The organism is Martinezella lusitana, assembly GCF_900094565.1.
In the GTDB taxonomy this organism is placed as follows: Bacteria; Pseudomonadota; Alphaproteobacteria; order Rhizobiales; family Rhizobiaceae; genus Rhizobium; species Rhizobium lusitanum.
In genome coordinates this window covers 20503-41778 of sequence record NZ_FMAF01000006.1, presented here as the reverse complement: position 1 = coordinate 41778, position 21276 = coordinate 20503, and the positions used below count along the sequence as shown (strand labels likewise).

Sequence of the window (21276 nt, the reverse complement as noted above, 5' to 3'; positions counted from 1 at the left end):
GAGAGGCGCAACCGGCAGAGCCGTTGCGCCTCTCTTTTTGCATGCTCAATTCTATCGGATGTTATCGAGTTCGTTGAGCGCCGCCGGATCTTCGAACTCCTCGCGGCTGTAGATCGCAAAATCCGCCTCGGTCGATTCCTTGAACTTGTAGGGATTCTCGACGAGCTTCAGCAATGTCCATTGGGGGAACCTGCGGGCGATGTCGCTCGTGAACTTGCGATGCCGGACATGGGCGGCGCCACGGATGTCGGGGCCGTCGAAGTTGGAGGCATATATGACGACGTAGCGCCTGGAGAGGGAGAACAGCTGGTCGAGATAGTTGACATAGATCGCGTCATCGATGAGGTGGTAAAGCACATCGAGAGACAAGGCGCAGTCATAAGCGTCCTCTTGGGTTTCCCAATCAAGGGACTGGTCGCCTAGCCAGATGAACTGGTAATTCGGCTTATCCCTATACATCGCCTGCGTGCGCTCGATCACGGTCTTCGAGACGTCGAAGCCGGTATAGCGATCGAATGCGAAATATTTCAGCTGATTGCCATCGCCCGACCCCATTTCGGCAAAGGAGGAAAGCTCTTTCTTTCGGGCGAAGGCGTTGAGAAACAGCCCTTTGTAGTTGGCGAGGACATCGTAGGAGCCGGCTCCCGAATTGCCGCCGGTGCGGTAGCGGGTCTCCCAATAGCCGCTGGAATCAAAGCCAAGCGGGGCGTCCGGCGTCTTTGGCTGTTGCTGCGGAGGCGGCACGGGAGCGAGCCGCTGCGCCGGCGGCATGGCGATAGGCTGCGGCTGGGTCGGAATCGGCTGCTGCAACGGCGGCGCAAAAACCTCGCCGAGCGGAAGAGCCTCCCGAACCTGCTGCACCGAAATGGCCTGCGGTACGGTCGCGGGCTGCTGCGCCTGCAGCGAGGGAGCCGGCTGTTGTACCAGCCAAAGCGGAACAGGCCGCTTGAGGTGCGAACCGGCATATTGCTCGATCGGAGCTGCTGGCGGCGGCGCGACCTCGGCCACCCGGCCGTTCATGACCATGTCCACCTCATGCAATTGTTTGGCGAGAGGAAACTTTTCGCGCACATATTGCGACCACTGATGCATCTGTCCGGCAATGATCTTCTCGACAGCCTCGTCCACTGATGAGAAACGGATTTCGTCGGGCCAGAATTCCTCGGCGCCGGGATAATCGTGAATCACGGGCAGGGCGCCGACGGCCATCGCTTCGGCGATGTTGTATCCAAAGCTTTCATGGATGGAGGTCGACAGAATGACGCCCTTGTCGGCTAGAAAAGCAGGCATGTCCCGCTGCCAGCCGTGGAAGAAGACGTGGCGAGCGAGGCCGAGCTTCTCCGTCGTACGCTGCAGGTAAGGCGCCATGACGAACTCTTCCTGCTCGCCGGCGACATGCAGGGTGTAGGACGGGTCCCTCTTCACGAGGGCATGCATGATCTGCAGGAACATTGGCTGGTTCTTGCGCATGAACGGCTTGGCTGCCCAAACGATCTTCTTCTTGTCTAGTGACGGGATCGGCTTGAATTTTTCGAGATTGAGGCCGTTCCAGACGACGTGTGTGCGTGTCTTTTGCGAGAGCTGCGGCACCCTGTGCCTCAGGACCCGAAGCATGTCGTGAGATACGAGGATCAGGTCGTCGATGAAGCCGAAGTTGATGCGTGTGGGAAAACTCGATTCCACGATTTCGAAACGATGCCAGCGCGCTATGACGCGTTTGCCGAGCCGGCGGATGTTCTGATTGATCGCATGCGCGAAGAGCTCGTTACAGAATTCGAACCAGACGATGTCGGCCCATTCCACGGCCGTTTCGATCTCTTTGTAAGTCTTCGGCTGAATCGCCAGGACTTCGTAAGTTTTTGAAAGATGATGATAGATGTCGCCGATGAAACTATCGACTTCGATGAGTATGGCCAGCTTCTTCTTCTGATGCATCTTCTTCTACCGTAAAAAGAGACGAGTGGTTCTTTGTCCCGACTTGACGGACGACATGACCGACCTTCGTGTCCGCCGAGCGCCGACATTCTTGGCAATATTCCGAACGCGCGATTGCCCCGCGTAGAAATTCCGCTTTCGACACTATGCCGACCAACTTTCGCGAGGCTGGATTGATTGCGCCTGGCGATGAGGCGGCGGTCGATTCCGGCCGTAAGCTTCGCAAAAGGAATGAACGCCAAGGTGTCGATCAAACGAGTTCGATTGGGGGCGGACATTCCGGAGCTGTTCATGCAGCCGCCTTCCTCAGATCGCGCCGTTGCTTCGGTCCAGGAATAGGGGACAGTCCAACATGTCATCGGCAGCGAACAGCCTGCACACGTCCGAATATGCCGCGCGCCCGGCAAACCAGACGCGGTGGTCCGACGCGCCGCCTCTGACCCAGGACATGCTGAGCGGCACATTCTGGAGCTTCGGCGACGTGAACCGCGGGATGTTCTCATCCTTCCTGGTGCTGGCGCCGGATGGGCTGATCGGCAACTATTTTGAACCTGACGTGGATTTCTGGCATGTCATGGGCGGCCGGCTTTGCCTGATCGACCGAGATGGACTGCCGTCGGTCATTTTCGATTCCGCGCATATCGAAGGCGACAATCTCATGGCGCTTGCGGGGCGTGGCGTGATCGGAGGTGTCGACGCCACCTACCTGATGGTGCCGGTCGACCATCCTCCCCATCCGCTGTTTCCGACACCGGCGGATGTCGAACGCCGCGCGACGTTCCGCGCCCAGCCGCAGCAGGGGATACGGCGCCCCAATCTTGTCGTCGTGCCCGCCAATTCGAAGTCTCTGCACCCGCGCTGGTTCGAAAAGATAGACGAAGCGACCCGCAACTGGGATCTTTGCATCGGTTATTATGGTGCCGAGGAACCGGAGGTTTCCGGTAGTCCTTACGAATATCTGGCGCATTTGCCAAAGCGCAAGAAGTTCAAGCTTCTCTACGACCTCTTTTACGAGGGCAGCCCGCTTTGGAACTATGAGCGCATATGGTTGCCGGACGACGACCTGCTGTGCAACGGCGAAGACCTCAACAGAATGTTCCACCTGTCGCACAAACACGGCCTCGATCTCGCACAGCCATCGCTCAAGCAAGACCAGGGCTCCTACCCCAACCATCCTTTGACGATTCAGAGACCCGATAGCCTGGTGCGCTATGAGGGTTTCGTCGAAATCATGTGTCCGCTCTTCTCGCAGCGTGCGCTGCAGATCTGCATCGGCTCCATGAGGGATGTCGAATCAGGCTATGGCCTCGATCACCTCTGGCCATCGTTCCTCGGGCGCCCCACGGCCCGAATGGCGATCATCGATGCTGTCGCCGTTGCCCATACGCGCCCGCTCGGCGCGACATACAATGTCAAGGCGGCGATCGACGAGCAGGCGGCGCTGTTCAAGGCATACCAGTACACGCCTCTGAAATATGCCGGCGTGCGGTGAGCCACCTGGTCCGGACGGCACTGCCGCAGTTTCCTGATGTCGTCGGCGCAATCCCGTGCGCCGATGCCTTGTCAGTTTCCCCAATGATCATTTTCGCACTCCACTAAACCCATCGCCGATATTGCGGGCGCCGAAAGTTTGAAAGCATGATTGATTTTTCGAAGGTAGACCTATTGATCGTCGGCGCGGGCTTTTATGGCGCGACGCTTGCGGAGCGGGTGGCGAACGAGCTTCAGAAGAACGTGCTTCTGATCGATCGCCGCAGCCATATCGGCGGCAATGCCTATAGCGAGTTCGACGGCCAGACCGGCATCGAGGTTCATCGTTACGGCGCCCATCTCTTCCACACGCCGAACGAGGTGGTCTGGACCTATCTCAACAGGTTCACCGAATTTACCGATTACAAGCATCGTGTCTATTCGAGCTATCGCAATCAGGTCTACTCGATGCCGATCAACCTCGGCACCATCTCGCAGTTTTTCAATCGGCGCCTTTCGCCGGATGAAGCGCGAGCTCTGATCGCGGAGCAGGCGGCCGAAATGGCGGGGCGCCACCCGGCGAACCTGGAAGAGAAGGCAATTTCCCTGATCGGCCGTCCGCTGTATGAAGCCTTCATCCGCGGCTACACTGCCAAGCAATGGCAAACGGACCCGCGTGACCTGCCGGAGCATATCATCACGCGGCTGCCGGTCCGCTACACGTTCGACAATCGGTATTTCAACGATAAGTTTGAAGGTCTGCCGGTCGACGGCTACACGGCCATCTTCGAGAGGATGCTGAAGCATCCGAGGATCGATATTGCTCTTGGTGTCGATTTCTTTTCGCTGAAATCCGCTTTGCCGCCCGGTCTCCCCATCGTCTACACAGGACCCATCGATCGCTATTTTGATTATTCCGAAGGCGAATTGGGTTGGCGTACGATCGATTTCGAGAAAGAGACCCTGAACACGGGCGATTTCCAGGGTACGGCCGTCATGAACTATGCCGACGAAGCGGTCCCTTATACCCGCATTCTTGAGTTCCGCCACTTCAATCCCGAGCGCAGCTATCAGACTGAAAAGACTGTTGTGGTGCGGGAGTATTCACGTTCGGCCCAACGCGCGGACGAGCCCTATTATCCGATCGACACGCGGCAGGACAAGGCGGTCTTCCTGCGGTATCGTGAGCGTGCCGAGGCGGAAGCCAACGTCCATTTCGGCGGACGGCTTGGCACCTATCGCTACCTTGATATGCATCAGGCGATCGGCGCGGCCCTGAAGGCATTCGACAGCCGGGTCGTGCCGCATTTTACCGAGGGGCGCCCTCTCGGTGGCGAGAAGTAGTGCAACGCCACCGCCGTCTTGGTTGTTCGATTGTCATGATGGCCGCTTGCGTCAGGTTTCAAGGCCTGACGCGGCAAGTCGCCGTTTAGCTGCGGCGTCTGCGCTCACGCACAGGCGCCGTTCCGCCTTCGTTCGCCGTCTTGTTGCGCATCGGGCCGATCCGCTCGACGATCACTTCCAGAGTCGGGCGCGGGCCGGGCGTATAGTTGTCGAGAGCCTCGCGCATGGCAGCGAGATGGCCGCAGGACGTGCCGCAGCAGCCGCCGATGATCTTGGCGCCCGCGTCGCGCGCAAGGCGCGCGTAGTCGGCCATCAGCGGTGGCGTGCCGGAATAATGGATCTGGGCGCCGCGATATTCGGGGATGCCGCAGTTACCCTTGACGATCACGACCGCGGCCGGATCGGAATCGGTCATGTCGAGCAGGCTCGACAGGATATCCGATGCGCCGACGCCGCAATTGGCGCCGACGGCGAGCGGACCATCGCCGACGTCCTTGGCAATGCCATGAATATCCTTCGGATGCAGGCCCATCATGGTCTTTCCGGCGGTATCGAACGAACCCGTATAGGTATAGGGCAGGCCGACCTTGACGGCAGCTTCTGCTGCTGCGCGTATTTCCTCGGGCGAGGACATGGTCTCGATCCAGGCGACGTCGGCACCACCGGCCTGCAGGCCTTCGATCTGTTCGACGAAGGCGGAAACTGCGTCTTCATAGGTCAATGCGCCGAGCGGCACCAGCAGCTCGCCCGTCGGCCCAACGGAACCGGCGACGATGATCTTGCGGTCAGTCTTGTCGGCGACGGCACGGGCAATCTCGGCGGCCACCTTGTTCAGGCTGTGCACGCGATCCTGCGCGTGGTGCAGCTTCAAGCGATGACGCGTTCCGCCAAAGGTATTGGTCAGGATGATGTCGGCGCCGGCGTCAACGAAATCCTGATGCAGTTTTGCAATCCGCTCGGGGTGCTGCTCGTTCCACAGTTCCGGGGCTTCACCCGCTTCCAGGCCCATGGCAAAGAGATTGGTGCCCGTCGCGCCGTCGGCGAGCAGCACGCCTTTTTCAGCAAGAAGATCGGTCAAGGGATTGGTTGCGACGGTCATGGCGTCTTCTCCGGATATGCGGATGTTCGGTTATGAAATGCAGATATAAACATTTCTTTATATGAGTGCAACGAGCGAACAGCGATAAGCATATTCATCTTGCATAAAGAGGAAGAGAGCGCCCTGCGCAGGCGCTCTCCTTTGTTAGACAAGGAGGTCTTTAAGCCGCCGCCATCTGCGCCGCGTCATGGGTTGTCGGCGTCACCATGGCGGAGATGATGCTTTGCAGGTCTATCGCACCGATGGGCTTGCCACCGGCATCGGTGACGACGGCTCCGGTGTGTCCGGCGTCGGTTATCCGTTTGGCGGCGATTTCCAGCGTCATATCGCCGGGTACGCGGCTGCCGCCGGGGTCACCGGCGAGCGGCTTCATGATGGTCTGAGCCTGGATGATACGACCGCGGTTCACTTCCTTGACGAAGGCGGTGATGTAGTCGTCCGCGGGTTTCAGCACGATCTCTTGGCCGCTTCCCTGCTGCACGACCTTGCCGTCGCGCAGAATCGCGATCTTGTCGCCGAGGCGGAGTGCCTCGTCGAGATCGTGGGTGATGAAGACGACGGTCTTCTTCAGCTCTTTTTGCAGGTCGAGCAGCACGCTCTGCATGTCCACGCGGATGAGCGGATCGAGCGCCGAATAAGCTTCGTCCATCAGCAGGATATCGGCGTCATTGGTCAGGGCGCGGGCGAGCCCCACGCGCTGCTGCATGCCGCCGGAGAGCTGGTTCGGATAGTGCCTTTCGAAACCTTTGAGGCCGACGCGTTCGATCCAGTATTGTCCCTTCTTCTCGCCTTCAGCACGGGGCACGCACTGAATGTCCAGGCCGTAAATGGTGTTTTCGATGACCGTGCGATGCGGCAGCAAAGCGAATTTCTGAAACACCATCGCCGTCTTGTGACGGCGGAATTCACGCAGGGCGTTTTCGTTCATTTTGCAGACGTCGATGCCGTCATAGAGCACTTCGCCGGCGGTCGGCTCGATCAGCCTGTTGATATGACGGATCAGCGTCGATTTGCCGGAGCCGGAAAGGCCCATGACGACGGTGATGGCGCCGGCCGGCATGTCAATGTTGATGTCCTGCAGGCCGAGCACGTGACCATGAGTCTCGTTGAGTTCGGTCTTGCTGATGCCGTTCTTGACCATGTCGACAAAGTCGCGCCCGCGCGGACCGAAGATTTTGTAGAGGCTTTTGATCTGGATCGCGTGACTAGCCATGAATGACCTCCGAGTGCTTCTGGAGCCTTCTGCCGTAGGCCTGGCTCGTGCGGTCGAAAATGATGGCGATTGCGACCAGCGCGAAACCGTTGAGGAAGCCGACCGTGAAGAACTGGTTGTTGATCGCCTGCAGCGTGTTCTTGCCGAGACCGCCGACGCCGACCATCGATGCGACCACGACCATGGCAAGCGACATCATGATGGTCTGGTTGATGCCTGCCATGATGGTGGGCAACGCGAGCGGGATCTGCACGTTGAAAAGCTTCTGGCGATGCGACGAGCCAAAAGCATCGGCGGCTTCCAGCACCTCCTTGTCCACCAGGCGAATGCCGAGATTGGTCAACCGGATCATCGGCGGGACGGCATAGATGACGACAGCGATAAGGCCAGGAACCTTTCCAATGCCGAAAATCACCACAACGGGAATAAGATAGACGAAGCTCGGCATCGTCTGCATCACGTCGAGGATCGGATTGACGATCGACTGCATCCGGTCGGAGCGGGCCATCAGTATGCCGATCGGCAGGCCGATGACGATGGCGATGAGCGTACAGACGGTCACCATCGCAAGCGTTATCATGGTGTCGCCCCAGAGGCCGCAGACGCCGATGAGGGTCATCGATATCGCAGTGCCTATGACGATCTTGAGGTTGCGGCTGGCGGCGTAGACAACGAGCATCATGACGAGAAGCACGATGAACCACGGCGTGTTGGTGAAGAGCCATTCCAGATAGTTCAGAAACCATTGCAGCGGCTGAACTATGGCGTCGATGATATTGCCGTAGGCGCGCACGGATGCCCTGAACCCATCGTCGATATTCTTGCGTGCGAGGCGTATGAGCGATTCGTCTATTGCCGGAAAATTGCAAAGCACATCTGGCAGGATCGTACACTGAATAGCCATGTATTTCCCCTTCTTTGTCCGGCTCTGTCCCTGTCAGTGCATGTGGCCTTCATGTACGGACGGTGTTGCAGCGCTGCGACCGGTTCTTCAGGCTGCTTTTTAATTCTTACTACATTTGCCGCCGCCAATCTGCACTCGTTGCGACCTGTGGCCGCGTCGGTCTGTCGGTATGAGTGTCAGTCGCATCCGGCGAATATAAAATCGGCGACAGACGCAGGCCTGCCGCCGATTCATTCGTGCGGATTAGAGCGAAGCCTTGACCTTGGTGGCGACGTCTGGAGAAACCCACTTGGTCCACATATCGGGGTAGGTCTTCAGGAAGTACTTCGCACCGTCTTCGTTCGTGCCCTGATTGTCCGTCATCCAGGCCAGAACCTTGCCAACCGTGCCATTGTCCCATTTGCGGGTCTTGACGTAATCCATGGCAATGCCAGCCTTGGATGCGAAAGCCTTCGTTACGACCGTGTAGACGTCCGAAACCGGATAGGAATTCACCTTCGGATTGGCGCAATCCTGGATCGCCGTGCAGGCATCCCATTCCTTCTTGTCGTGCGGGACGCCGAAGCTCAGACGCACCATTTCGTACTTGCCGAGGATGGCTGTCGGTGCCCAATAGTAGCCGAACCAGCCGATCTTCTTTTCGAAAGCGTTGGCGATCGAGCCGTCAAGACCCGCGGCAGAGCCGGTATCGACCAACGTAAAGCCGAGCTTCTCTGCACCGAGCGCCTTGTAGAGATTGGCGGTCGAGATCTGGCAGTTCCAGCCTGCCGGGCAATTGTATACCGCGCCCTTGGAAGAATCCTCGGGGGCGGGGAAGAGTTCCGGATGCTTCAGCGCGTCCTGAACGGTCTTGATGTCGGGATGCGCGTCGGCGAGGAATTTCGGAATCCACCAGCCCTCGACGCCGCCATCGCTCAGGAGCGGCGCTGCCTCGATCAGACGACCTTCGGACACGGCCTTGTCGAGCGCGGTGCGTACTGCGTTGACCCAAAGCTCGGGCGCGACGTCGGGTTGGCCCTTTTCGTTCATGGAGGTGAAGGTCGGCTGCGTGTCGCCGGTTACCAGTGTGACGTTACAGCCATAGCCATTCTGAAGGATGATCTTGTCGACCTGAGCGGCAACGCCGGCAGAGGCCCAATTCATTTCGGCGATCGATACATCGCCGCATTCCGCGGCGTGCGCCGAGCCAGCCAAAGCGTAGGCGCCGAATGCGAAGATGGCGGAAGCGAGAAGCTTCTTCATTGATAATGTCTCCCAATTTCTCGTTACGTTACGGAAATCGACTCCAAGCGGATATGGTGTCTGTCGATCCCCGTCAGCGCGGTTCAACCACAACCGTTCATACGCCGCTGACGACGCCCGCACGGTCCCCTTTGCTGCTGTCGTGCATCTGGTCTTTTTGCGACCGCGGAACCCTGTCGCGGCCGAGCATTTTCTACATCGACAGCGAGCAGCGTAAGGATTTGAATGAAGAAATCAACAGTCTGTCGGCTGATTGAACTTATCGCGCCTGTTGGAGAAGCTTATATAAGCGCCTGAATTAGCCTATTTTCTACTATTCGCGGCTGCAAAATGGGCATTGCGAGGCTTCAACGAAGCTTTAAAGCATAGGCGAAGTTAAATACCGCTAAAATATCGCGTCCTTGAAAGACGTTTTCTATTCCATTTGCGTCGTTTGCGATTTCGCAACGAGAATGAGAAAATTTTCAAAAAATTTTCGGATTCATTCTTATTTAAGCAATTAATAACGCTCCGGTAACGATGTCGGTTTATCAATCGATGCGTGGCGGGGGACACCGCTGCTTCTTCGGCTTAGGTAGTGCGTACCGGAGAAAGCGAACCTTGCGGCGTTTGTGCAAGGGAGCCGGCGTTTTTGGCAAACCGCGTTGATCCTCGGATCGCGCGGTTTTCGCGTTTTATGGCCGCCGCGTTCCAGGGAGGCGACCGTGGGGTGGATAGCCGGCTTCCGGCCAATGCCGGATTTTATTTCCCCATATGGAATGAAAAAATAAAGCCGCCGATGCGGTCGCTTGGCGGCTTGTCGTGCGCAGGACCTGAGGCTTGACCGGCTATCAACCGACGTTATAGGTCCGGATGAAGCCGACTGTGCCGAAACGCGTATCAAGCTGCTGCAGGCGGGTATCAGGGCGGTTTGCCGGCAGTTTGCCATTCCAGGCGATCTGGATGGAATTCTGTCTGTTGAAGATGAAGAGCATCGGGGTATCCTCCAGGCCGAAACGGCCGGTTTTCGGTGTTTGTTTTCGCGGTGGAGATAATCCTCTTCAGTATAACTAACAATGGATGAAATCGTCATCCGATGTCGCAAATAGAGCATGGTGCGACGTGATGTATTTTTGTATCGTGCCGGTGGCTTCAGGCCGTTGGGGATCGCGGCGAAATCAAGGCAAAATTCCGTGTTTTCAGGGGCTGTAGCATCTCGGAGCGATGAAGAATGACGAAGGCGATCATGCTGCAGGGAACCGGCTCCGATGTCGGAAAAACGGTATTGGTCGCCGGGCTGTGCCGCCTGTTCGCCAACAGAGGTGTCAGGGTCCGTCCCTTCAAGCCGCAGAACATGTCCAACAATGCCGCCGTTGCCGAAGATGGCGGTGAGATCGGCCGCGCCCAGTGGCTGCAATCGCTGGCGGCGCGCGTTCCGTCATCCGTGCATATGAACCCGGTGCTGCTGAAGCCGCAATCGGAGACGGGCAGCCAGATCATCGTGCAGGGCAAGGTCTGGGGGCATGCGAAGGGCAGGGACTATCAGGCGCTCAAGCCGCAGCTGCTCGGCGCCGTCTTGGAAAGCTTCGCGGCCATGCGCGCTGGAACCGACCTTGTCATCGTCGAGGGCGCCGGTTCGCCTGCCGAAATCAATCTCAGGCGGGGCGATATCGCCAATATGGGCTTTGCCACCCGCGCCAACGTGCCTGTGGTGCTGGTCGGCGATATCGACCGCGGCGGCGTCATCGCGTCGCTGGTGGGTACCTATCATATCTTGCCGGAAGAGGATCGGCGCATGATCCGCGGCTACCTCATCAACAAGTTTCGCGGCGATGTCTCGCTGTTTGGAGAGGGCATAGACGCGATCGGCACGTTCACCGGCTGGCCGTGTCATGGCATCGTGCCGTGGCTGAAGGCGGCCGGCCGCCTTCCTGCCGAGGATTCCGTTGTGCTGGAACGGCTCACACGGGGCTCCTCCGGCGCCTTGAAAATTGCCGTGCCGGTGCTGTCACGCATTGCGAATTTCGACGACCTCGATCCGCTGCGAGCCGAACCCGACGTCGATCTCGTCTTCGTCCGGGCCGGTGAACGGCTGCCTGATGATGCGGGCCTTGTGGTTTTGCCGGGGTCGAAGTCGACAATCGGTGACCTGCTCGATCTGCGGGAACAGGGATGGGATGTTGATATTGCCGCCCATATGCGCCGCGGCGGCCGCGTCATCGGGATTTGCGGCGGTTATCAGATGCTCGGCCGCATGGTCTTTGATCCGCTCGGCATCGAAGGATCGGTGACGGAGACGCCCGGACTTGGCCTGCTGGATATCGAGACGGAAATGGCGCCTGAAAAGACCGTCCGCAACAGCCAGGCTTTCTCCAGGGAATACGACGTGCCGCTGTCCGGCTACGAAATCCATCTCGGCGTGACCAGCGGCCCGGATTGTGATCGCCCCTCGACCGTCATCGATGGCCGGCCGGACGGAGCGCTGTCGCCCGACGGCCGCGTCATGGGGACATACCTGCACGGGCTTTTCGGCAGCGATGCGTACCGGGCAAGACTGCTCGAAAGCTTCGGCCTTAACGGCGAGCGGACGGGCTACCGCGCGGGCGTCGACGCGGCGCTGGACGAGATCGCGACCGAACTGGAAGGCGTCCTCGATCCTGCCTGGCTCGACAGCCTTGTCAGCTAGGGCAATTCCAGGAAAAGTGCGCAACGGTTTTCCGTCCGGAAGTGCGTAAAAACAATAATCTAAAGCTGTTTAGCGATTCCATGAGCCGCTTAACGGCTCTAGAGCTCGCCGGAAACCTCGCGACGGCGGCGGTCGAGCTCTTCGCTGTAGCGACGCAATGTGTAACTCTCGGTCAGCAGCCCCACGACCTTGCGTTCAATGAGGTCGTTTATGACCACGAGCGCTTCGCTCTTCGTCTGGTCGAACATGGCTGCGGCCTGCTTGGCGTTCATCTGCGGCTGCAGGAATTCGTTGCGATGGCGGATGAAATCGGCAAGGCCATGTTCCTCGTCATCTTTCTCGACCGGGCTCGCATAAATATCCGGCACCAGCACCATGCCGGAATATTTCTCTTTGTCGTCGATCAGAATGACGCGCTGCGCCGAGCCGATCGGAAAGGCTTTGCGGAATTCCTCGATGCTCATGCCGACGCTTGCCGTATGCACATCCGGGCGCATCATGCGTGCCACAGTGAGGTTGCGGATCCACCCGACGTCGTGTGCGCTGCGGATGCTTTCTCCACGCAGATGGAAGCGCCATGTGGCGAAGGAATAGCCGAAGGTCGTGCGCACGACGAGAGACGAGGTGATGACAGCAGCCAAGACCAGCGCGGTAATCGGAAAGTCGCCGGTGATCTCCAGCGCCAGGAACGTCATCGTCAGCGGGCCGCCGATGATCGAAACGGCAAGCGCACTCATGCCGACCACCGCATAGACGGCTGGCGTCAGCGTGGCGTGATCGAAATAGGGTGCGCAATAGGCGAAAATCTTGCCGAGCAGCGCGCCCATGAACAGCGATGCGAAGAACAAGCCGCCCCTGAAGCCGGAGCCGATCGACACAGCCGAGGCGAGGGATTTCAAAACGAAAAGGCTGACCAGCGCCCACAAGGTTACATCGGTGGAGAGATTGAGATGGAGGGCTCCGTGGCCGGCCGATAGAACCTGGGGTGATATCAAAGCCAGCAAGCCGACGAACAGGCCGCCGAGCGCCGGGCGGAAAGGCGGCGCAATCGAGCTCTTGCGCGCCAGTTCCTCGACCCAGGCGACGCCCTGCATGATCAGGATGCCGATGCCGGCGCAAAAAGCGCCGAGCAAAACAGCCGGAAGGTAATCCGCCGGCACTATTGTGCCGAAATGGCCGATATCGATGGCGAAGTCGTCGCCGGCGAGCAGCCTTGCGATCATCGTCGATATCAGGGCCGAGACGACGACGGGCGTCAGGGTCAGGATGGAATAGGTGCCGATGATCAGCTCGAAGGCGTAAAAGGCGCCGGTCAGCGGTGCGTTAAACGCTGCGGCAATGGCGCCGGCAGCACCGCAGCCCACGAGCATGCGCAGATCCGCGCGGCGCATCTGCATCTTGTAGCCGAACTTCGAAGCGATGCCGGCGGCAAGCTGCGTGTAGCCCGCCTCAAGCCCGACGGAGGCGCCGAACCCATTCGAGATCAGGTTCTGCACGGCGACGATGATGCTGTCGGTCAAGGACATGCGTCCGCCATGCAGTGCATTCGCCTCGATCGGGTCGACCATCGGCTTCTTGCGGGTGCGTGAAAGAATATAGAGCAGAATACCAAGAATGATGCCGCCGGCTATCGGGGCTATCAGCACCACCGATTTGTCCGGGATCGCCACTGCCGCCGAGCTCAGGCGCTCGTAATCCGTGATCCCGTAGATGAGGCTGTGCAGCTTGCGCGAAACGAAACTCATGGCCGTAACGGCGCAGCCGGACGCGATGCCCACGAGCGCGCCGGCGAAAACGAGTCCTAGTTCGCCGCGGCGGAGCAGCGCTCTAAATCGACCAAGATCGAATAGGGCTGAGAAGACGCCCAGGCGACGGGGTTGGAATTTCTGCAACATTGGGGACGGACGATACGTTTCTACTCGAATATGAGGGCTTAGCCTCTATAAACTCCTAACATCAAAGAAATACGGCAAAAAAAGTGATGTGTTCTCGGGATTATGCGGCGATTTCGCGGCTGGGACAGCCGATGTCGCACCCATGTCCTTGATTGACTTGAACTAAGTGAAAGCCTAATCATTGCCGGCATAACGAATGGTTTCCGAGCGGCGATATGCCGCATGGGATGAAAAGGGAATGTGAAGGGGCGGACCCAATCCGGGCGTTCTCATCACAGCCGACCCCGCGACTGTAGAGCGGTCAGGGTCTTTCGTCCGGTTTGACAGCTATCCCGCCGATGGTTCGCATGGGGCGAACAGGCGGAGAAACTTCAAGCCGGAAAAGCCACTGGTGTGGCATCATGATCTACCAGGGCTGGACGCCTCCGATATCTACGAATCGTCCGTCTTTTCATGATGCATTGCCGGGAAGGCGAGAAAGATCCGCTGGTGCACGATCGGGGGCGACCGGTTTCGGTCTGCCCCCTCGTTGCGCCTTAACCGCGAGCCAGGAGACCTGCCATACGTGCCGGGCACAGCGCCCATCTTGGGACGCATGTCTCGCTGCCAGCACGGAGGTTGTCATGGCGCCAAACGAATTTCTCGCGCGTAAGCGCGCCCCTTTCGGTCTTAGCCGCGTTGCGCGGCTCCGTGCCCTCGTATGGGGGCGACAATAGCTCATGCCATCCTCACAATCCCGCGCTGTTTTCGTTCTCGGCGGCGCGCGCTCCGGCAAATCCCGATTCGCCGAATCGCTGATCTCGGATACCGGCCTTGACCGTCACTATGTGGCGACCGGACGAGCCTGGGACGACGAAATGCGCGAACGTATCGCGCAGCATCGAAACGAACGCGGCGATCTCTGGACGACGCACGAGGAGCCGCTCGACCTGACCGCCCGGCTGGCGGCGATCGACGGCGATGGCCGCGCTGTTCTCGTCGATTGCCTGACGCTGTGGGTCACCAATCTGATGATGGCCGAACGAAACGTCGCAGCTGAATTTGCTGTTCTTACCGAATTTTTGCCGAAGGCCAAGGCGCGGCTCGTGCTCGTCTCCAACGAGGTCGGGCTCGGCATCGTGCCGGAAAACCGCATGGCGCGCGAATTTCGCGATCATGCCGGCCGGCTGCACCAGATGATCGCGGCGACAAGCGCCGAAGTCTATTTTATCGCGGCGGGATTGCCGCTGAAAATGAAGGGTTGATCCACATGAACCAGGCAAAGATTCCCGCCACCGTCATCACCGGCTTTCTGGGAGCCGGCAAGACAACGATGATTCGCAACCTGTTGCAGAATGCCGGCGGCAGGAAGATCGCCCTCATCATCAACGAGTTCGGTGATCTGGGTGTCGACGGCGACGTGCTCAAGGGCTGCGGCGCGGAGAACTGCACCGAGGACGACATCATCGAGCTGACCAATGGCTGCATCTGCTGCACCGTCGCCGACGATTTCATCCCGACCATGACCAAGCTTTTGGAGCGTGACGCGCGTCCCGACCATATCATCATCGAGACCTCCGGTCTGGCGCTGCCGCAGCCGCTGGTCGCTGCCTTCAACTGGCCTGACATCCGCACGCATGTCACCGTCGATGGCGTCATCACCGTGGTCGACAGCGCCGCCGTCGCCGCAGGCCGCTTTGCCGACGATCATGATGCCGTCGAAGCCCGTCGTGTCGAGGACGATTCGCTCGATCACGAAAGCCCGATCGAGGAACTGTTCGAGGACCAGCTGACCTGCGCCGATCTGATCGTTCTCAACAAGACCGACCTGATCGACGTCGCCGGCCTTGGCCGCGTGCGTGCGGAAGTCGCGTCACGCACCGTCCGCAAGCCGACGATCATCGAGGCGAAGAACGGCGACGTGCCGGCAGCCATTCTGCTCGGCCTCGGCATCGGTACCGAAGGTGATATCGTCAACCGCAAATCGCACCATGAGTTGGAACACGAAGACGGCACACCACATGATCACGACGAATTCGACAGCTTCGTCGTCGAGCTTGGCCCCATTGCCGACCCGAACGCCTTCATCGAAGCGCTGAAGAGCGTCATTTCCGAACATGATATCCTGCGTCTCAAGGGTTTTGTCGATGTGCCCGGCAAGCCGATGCGCTTGCAGGTACAGGCCGTCGGCAGCCGCATCGACAACTATTTCGACCGTACCTGGGCGCCCGGCGAGGAGCGCGCGACGCGGCTGGTTGTCATCGGTCTGCACGAGATGGACGAAGGGATCGTGCGCAAGGCGATCGAAGCGCTGGTCTAAGGCAAAGTCATGCATCTCCTCCTAGCCCAGAAGGGAACGATCAGTGACGGCGACGAGGCGATCGATCTCGGCCAGTCGCCGGGCGATATCCTCTTCCTGTCGGCGGCCGATACCGAGCTTGCGGCGATAGCCGCGGCTCGCGGGCAAGGCGAGGGCAGCTGTTCTCTGCGGCTTGCGAGCCTGATGAGCCTCAAGCATCCGATGTCGGTCGATACCTATATCGAGCGCACCGCGCGGCATGCGAAGCTGATCGTCGTGCGAGCGCTCGGAGGTGCGAGCTATTTCCACTATGCACTGGAGGCGCTGCATGCTTGTGCTGCGCGTCAGGGTGCGGCGATCGCCGTGCTGCCGGGAGATTCGAAACCCGATCCAGGGCTGACGCCCTTTTCCAATGTCGCGCTCGATGATCTCAATGCGCTCTGGTCCTATTTGATCGAGGGCGGGGAGGCGAACTCCAGGGCGTTTCTCGCCTATGCCGAGGCGATGCTGTCAGGGGCGGAAAAGCCGATGCCGGCCGCACCCTTGATGAAGGCCGGGATCTGGTGGCCGGGCAGGGGTGCGATTGGGATCGAGGAGTGGAGGAGTGTTTCTACGTCGTGTGGAAGCACCCCCTCATCCGCCCTTCGGGCACCTTCTCCCCGGGGGGAGAAGGCGGAAGTCGAGGGTGCAGTATTACCCTCGCCCCAGCGGGGAGAGGGTGGCGCCCCTGAGTTTATCGAAGGAGCGCCGGGTGAGGGGGCGTTACAGGGAGCGGAGCAGTTGGCGGACCTCAAAGTTCCGACTGTCGCCATCTCCTTCTATCGCGCTCTCGTCCAGAGCGGCGAAACCAGGCCTGTCGAAGCCATGATGCAAGCACTCATCGCAGAGGGTATGCGGCCGTTGCCGGTGTTCGCCTATAGTTTGAAGGATGCGGTATCCGTCGGCATTCTGGAGAGCGTTTTTGCCGAGCTGAAGCCGGATGTCGTCGTCAACACGACAGGCTTTGCAGTTTCCGCGCCTGGCGCAGACCGTCAACCGACGGTTCTCGAAACAGGCGAGGCGATCGTCCTGCAGGCAATCCTTTCGGCTTCGTCCAAGGAAGCCTGGGAGGCATCGTCGCAGGGGCTTTCGGCGCGCGATCTCGGCATGAATGTCGCGCTGCCGGAAGTCGACGGGCGTGTGCTTGCCCGCGCCGTGTCGTTCAAGGCGGCGGCGCGTTACGACGAGCGTGTCGAGGCCAATATCGTCGCCAGCGAACCGCTTGGCGATCGTATGCGCTATACGGCGCGGCTGGCTGCAAACTGGGCACGGTTACGCAATACACAGCCGAGGGATCGTCGCGTCGCGCTTGTCATGGCGAATTACCCGAACCGCGATGGCCGTCTGGGCAATGGCGTCGGATTGGACACCCCCGCCGGTACGATCGAGGTTTTGAGAGCGATGCAGGCGGCAGGCTATCCTGTCGCTGGGGTGCCAGCCGATGGCGACGCGCTGATGCGACACTTGGCGGATGGTCCCACAAATTCCGGCCATGATGGTAGACTGGTTCGCGAGAGGCTTTCCTTTAGCGAATACAGGGATTTCTTCTCGTCTCTTCCTGAACGGATTCAGGATGAGATTACGACACGCTGGGGTGATCCCGAGGCGGATCCTTATGCGCGCGAGGGCGCCTTTGCCCTGCCGTTCACCCGTTTTGGTAATGTGCTTGTCGGCATCCAGCCGGCGCGCGGCTACAATATCGATCCGAAGGAGAGCTATCATTCTCCAGATCTCGTTCCGCCGCACGGCTATCTCGCCTTCTATGCCTTTCTGCGCGGATCCTTCGATGCGCATGCCGTCATCCACATGGGCAAGCATGGCAATCTCGAATGGCTGCCGGGTAAGGCGCTGGCATTGTCGGAAAACTGCTATCCCGAGGCGATCCTCGGGCCTACGCCCAACCTCTATCCGTTCATCGTCAACGATCCCGGCGAGGGCACGCAGGCCAAGCGCCGCACCAGCGCTGTGATCATCGACCACCTGACGCCGCCGCTGACGCGCGCCGAGAGCTACGGTCCGTTGAAGGATCTGGAAGCGCTCGTCGATGAATATTACGAGGCATCGGGCGGCGACCCGCGTCGTGTCCGTCTGCTGCGCAAGCAGATTCTCGATCTTGTCGCCGATATCGGTCTCGATCAGGACGCCGGCATCGCCAAGGGTGAGGGCGAGGATGAGGCGTTGCGCAAGCTCGACGCCTATCTCTGCGACCTCAAGGAAATGCAGATCCGTGATGGTTTGCATATTTTCGGCGTTTCGCCGTCTGGACGGCTGCTGACGGATTTGACTGTGGCACTGGCGCGGGTTCCCAGAGGTTTGGGTAAGGGCGGTGATCAGAGCCTGCAGCGGGCGATTGCGCTAGACGCGTTGGAGGAAGTGGAATTTGCGGATAGGGGGGGTATCCCGCCGCAAAAGCCATTCGATCCGTTGGATTGCGATATGGCCGCCGAATGGACTCGAGCGCGCCCCGATATTCTGGCCAACATGTTCGACGCTCCTTGGCGCACTCAGGGCGATACTGTCGAGCGCATCGAACTTCTGGCAGCGAAATTCGTTGCCGGCGAGATTGCATGTCCCGAGAGTTGGCCCCACACAAGCGTCGTTCTCGCTGAAATCGAAACCCGGCTTAAGCCATCGATCCTTGCCTGCGGCGATGCGGAGATCGCTGCCTTGATGAAGGGTCTCGACGGGCGTTTCGTTCCACCCGGCCCCTCAGGCGCACCGACGCGCGGCAGGCCGGATGTGTTGCCGACCGGGCGGAATTTCTATTCGATCGATAGTCGCGCGGTGCCGACGCCGGCCGCCTATGAACTTGGCAAGAAATCCGCTGAACTCTTGATCCGCCGCTATGTTCAGGACCATGGCGAATGGCCCGTTTCTTTCGGCCTCACCGCCTGGGGCACATCGAACATGCGCACGGGCGGCGACGATATCGCGCAGGCGTTGGCGCTGATCGGCGTCAAGCCGGTCTGGGATATGACTTCGCGGCGGGTTACCGGCTACGAGATCATCCCGCCTGCAATGCTCCGCCGGCCGCGCGTCGACGTCACCCTTCGCATCTCCGGCTTTTTCCGCGATGCCTTTCCAGAGCAGATCGCTTTGTTCGACAAGGCGATCCGGGCTGTCGGGGCGCTCGATGAGGATGCGACGGATAATCCGATCGCAGCGCGCATGCGGGGCGAGATCGCGCGGCTCGAAGCGGCCGGCCTGGACACAGCCTCGGCCAGCCGCCGCGCCGGCTACCGCATCTTCGGTTCGAAACCTGGCGCTTACGGTGCTGGCCTGCAGGCGCTCATCGACGAGAAGGGCTGGGAGCGACGCGCCGATCTGGCCGAAGCCTATCTCGTCTGGGGTAGCTATGCCTATGGCGCCGGCGAGGAAGGACGGGCTGAGCGGGGGGTGTTCGAGGAACGATTGCGGTCAATCCAGGCGGTCGTGCAGAACCAGGACAACCGCGAGCACGACCTGCTCGACAGCGACGACTACTATCAATTCGAGGGCGGCATGGCCGCCGCCGCCGAACAGTTGGCCGGTGCTCGTCCGTCGATCTATCACAACGACCATTCGCGGCCGGAAAAGCCGATCATCCGTTCGCTGGAAGAGGAGATCGGCCGGGTGGTGCGCGGGCGTGTCGTCAATCCGAAATGGATCGATGGCGTCATGCGCCATGGCTACAAGGGTGCCTTCGAGATCGCCGCGACCGTCGATTATCTCTTCGCGTTTGCGGCAACGACCGGAGCCGTCCGCAGCCATCATTTCGAGGCGGTCCACCAGGCCTTCGTCGTCGATCAGCGCGTGCGCGATTTCATGGCGGAGAAGAACCCGGCGGCACTGCGCGAGTTGAAGGAACGCCTGCTGGAGGCGATCGACCGCAATCTTTGGACGCCGAGGAGCAATTCGGCGCGCTTCGATCTGGAAAGCCTGAAACCGGGCAAGGAGGCTGCGGCGTGAGTGCGGTCGAGGACCTTCTGGCGGCCTTCCGCGACTATCTCTTGTCGCGTAGCGATCCGATGCTGAGGTATTTCATCGAGGGTTTCCAGTGGTCGATGAAAGAGCGGTCGCTTGCGCCGCGCGATCTGCCTGTGGTTGCCTATCTACGCGGGCTGCGCAGGCCGGGCGGTGAAGCGGAGGCGGCCTTGTTTGACAGTCTTCTCAACGCCGCCGGTATGCTGCATTGGGCTCAGACCTACAGCATCGCCGATTTCGGGGCGGATTTCCTCCAGAGATATGGTTGGGTCGAACTCTTCGGCACGCGCGGTCATTTCGCAAGCGACGACATGGCCGGCGGCTTCCTGCTGCTCGGGCCTCGGGTGCATTACCCCGATCATCATCATCAGGCCGAGGAAATCTATATCCCGCTGACGGACGGCGCGCTGTGGAGCAAGGATGCGCAGTCTTTCCTGCCGCGCTGGTCGGGCGAGGTCATCCACCACCCCTCGAATATCCGCCATGCCATGCGAACCGAAAGCCTGCCGCTGGTGGCGCTCTACCTCTGGCGAGGCGGGCCGCTGGCACAGAAATCGATCATATCAGGGAGAATGCCATGAGCGACGAATTGGCCGAAACGGCCCCCGACGCACCGAAAAACGACGATGCTCGCCACGCCGACAAGATGGCCAAGAAGAAGGCGGCGCGCGACAAGATCATGGCGACCAAGACGGACGAGAAGGGCTTGATCATCGTCCATACCGGCAAGGGCAAGGGAAAATCGTCAGCCGCTTTCGGCATGATCTTCCGCCATATCGCGCACGGAAAGCCCTGCGCCGTCGTTCAGTTCATCAAGGGCGCGATGTGGACCGGCGAGCGCGATCTGATCGAAAAGCATTTTTCCGATGTCTGCCAGTTTCATACCATGGGCGAAGGCTTCACTTGGGAGACGCAGGATCGCGCCCGCGACGTGGCGGCGGCGCGAGTGGCCTGGGAAAAGGCCAAGGATCTGATCCGCGACGAGCGTAACTCGATGGTGTTGCTGGACGAGATCAATATCGCGCTACGCTACGACTATCTCGATATCAACGAAGTGCTGGAATTCCTGAAGGCCGAAAAGCCCTACATGACGCATGTGGTCCTGACGGGCCGCAATGCCAAGGAAGAGCTGATCGAGATCGCCGATCTCGTCACAGAGATGGAGCTGATCAAGCATCCGTTCCGCTCCGGCATCAAGGGACAGCCGGGCGTCGAATTCTGACCGGCGG

The 21276-nt window shown here is 59.8% G+C and carries 15 protein-coding genes; 8 read left to right on the top strand and 7 right to left on the bottom strand.

Annotated elements, in window-relative coordinates; genetic code table 11:
* Window positions 1-51 precede the first annotated feature (51 nt).
* Window positions 52-1935, bottom strand: a complete 1884-nt coding sequence (locus GA0061101_RS15140) for a glycosyltransferase (RefSeq protein WP_052224315.1) — start codon at window positions 1933-1935, stop codon at window positions 52-54.
* 352 nt (window positions 1936-2287) lie between these two features.
* On the opposite strand from GA0061101_RS15140, the gene GA0061101_RS15135 reads away from it, so the two are divergent.
* Window positions 2288-3427 (top strand): DUF707 domain-containing protein, encoded by a 1140-nt coding sequence (locus tag GA0061101_RS15135; protein WP_092573914.1) that lies wholly within the window; start codon window positions 2288-2290, stop codon window positions 3425-3427.
* Window positions 3428-3573: 146 nt separating this feature from the next.
* Window positions 3574-4749: a UDP-galactopyranose mutase gene (gene glf / locus GA0061101_RS15130; RefSeq protein WP_173410917.1), complete on the top strand. Its 1176-nt coding sequence runs from the start codon at window positions 3574-3576 to the stop codon at window positions 4747-4749.
* Between the two features lie 85 nt (window positions 4750-4834).
* Here glf and bmt read toward each other — a convergent pair whose 3' ends face one another.
* The 5 genes from bmt to GA0061101_RS39375 all read right to left on the bottom strand — a co-directional run bounded on the left by bmt (window position 4835) and on the right by GA0061101_RS39375 (window position 10181).
* On the bottom strand, window positions 4835-5848 hold the full coding sequence (bmt, locus tag GA0061101_RS15125; protein ID WP_092573912.1) for a betaine--homocysteine S-methyltransferase: 1014 nt from the start codon (window positions 5846-5848) through the stop codon (window positions 4835-4837).
* A 160-nt stretch (window positions 5849-6008) separates the two neighbouring features.
* Entirely contained in the window at window positions 6009-7061 is a 1053-nt protein-coding gene (locus tag GA0061101_RS15120) for a quaternary amine ABC transporter ATP-binding protein (RefSeq protein WP_092573910.1), read from the bottom strand.
* Window positions 7054-7965: an ABC transporter permease gene (locus GA0061101_RS15115; RefSeq protein WP_037202577.1), complete on the bottom strand. Its 912-nt coding sequence runs from the start codon at window positions 7963-7965 to the stop codon at window positions 7054-7056. Before GA0061101_RS15115 ends, GA0061101_RS15120 begins: the two co-directional genes overlap by 8 nt.
* Window positions 7966-8208: 243 nt before the next feature.
* Window positions 8209-9207, bottom strand: a complete 999-nt coding sequence (locus GA0061101_RS15110; RefSeq protein ID WP_037202576.1) for an ABC transporter substrate-binding protein — start codon at window positions 9205-9207, stop codon at window positions 8209-8211.
* An 830-nt stretch (window positions 9208-10037) separates the two neighbouring features.
* Window positions 10038-10181, bottom strand: coding sequence for a hypothetical protein (locus tag GA0061101_RS39375; RefSeq protein WP_092573908.1), 144 nt, complete (start codon window positions 10179-10181; stop codon window positions 10038-10040).
* A 236-nt stretch (window positions 10182-10417) separates the two neighbouring features.
* Here GA0061101_RS39375 and GA0061101_RS15095 point away from each other — a divergent pair, with 236 nt between their 5' ends.
* The gene (locus tag GA0061101_RS15095) at window positions 10418-11872 is read left to right on the top strand and encodes a cobyric acid synthase (RefSeq protein WP_037202574.1); all 1455 of its coding nucleotides are present in this window, start codon (window positions 10418-10420) and stop codon (window positions 11870-11872) included.
* Between the two features lie 98 nt (window positions 11873-11970).
* On the opposite strand, the gene GA0061101_RS15090 is transcribed toward GA0061101_RS15095, so the two are convergent.
* Window positions 11971-13767 (bottom strand): chloride channel protein, encoded by a 1797-nt coding sequence (locus GA0061101_RS15090; protein WP_037202573.1) that lies wholly within the window; start codon window positions 13765-13767, stop codon window positions 11971-11973.
* Between the two features lie 719 nt (window positions 13768-14486).
* Here GA0061101_RS15090 and cobU point away from each other — a divergent pair.
* Genes cobU through cobO form a run of 5 tightly spaced genes read left to right on the top strand, consistent with a single transcriptional unit; the run spans window position 14487 to window position 21269 of the window.
* Window positions 14487-15011, top strand: a complete 525-nt coding sequence (gene cobU / locus GA0061101_RS15085; RefSeq protein WP_047639827.1) for a bifunctional adenosylcobinamide kinase/adenosylcobinamide-phosphate guanylyltransferase — start codon at window positions 14487-14489, stop codon at window positions 15009-15011.
* A gap of 5 nt (window positions 15012-15016) precedes the next feature.
* Window positions 15017-16066: a cobalamin biosynthesis protein CobW gene (cobW, locus tag GA0061101_RS15080; RefSeq protein WP_092573906.1), complete on the top strand. Its 1050-nt coding sequence runs from the start codon at window positions 15017-15019 to the stop codon at window positions 16064-16066.
* Between the two features lie 9 nt (window positions 16067-16075).
* Window positions 16076-20032: a cobaltochelatase subunit CobN gene (cobN, locus tag GA0061101_RS15075; RefSeq protein ID WP_092573904.1), complete on the top strand. Its 3957-nt coding sequence runs from the start codon at window positions 16076-16078 to the stop codon at window positions 20030-20032.
* Window positions 20029-20628 carry a dimethylsulfonioproprionate lyase family protein gene (locus GA0061101_RS15070; protein WP_092573902.1) on the top strand — a complete coding sequence of 200 codons (600 nt, stop codon included), beginning with the start codon at window positions 20029-20031 and terminating at the stop codon, window positions 20626-20628. The genes cobN and GA0061101_RS15070 overlap by 4 nt, the downstream gene beginning before the upstream one ends.
* On the top strand, window positions 20625-21269 hold the full coding sequence (cobO, locus tag GA0061101_RS15065) for a cob(I)yrinic acid a,c-diamide adenosyltransferase (protein ID WP_047556456.1): 645 nt from the start codon (window positions 20625-20627) through the stop codon (window positions 21267-21269). The genes GA0061101_RS15070 and cobO overlap by 4 nt, the downstream gene beginning before the upstream one ends.
* The last annotated feature ends 7 nt before the right edge of the window (window positions 21270-21276 follow it).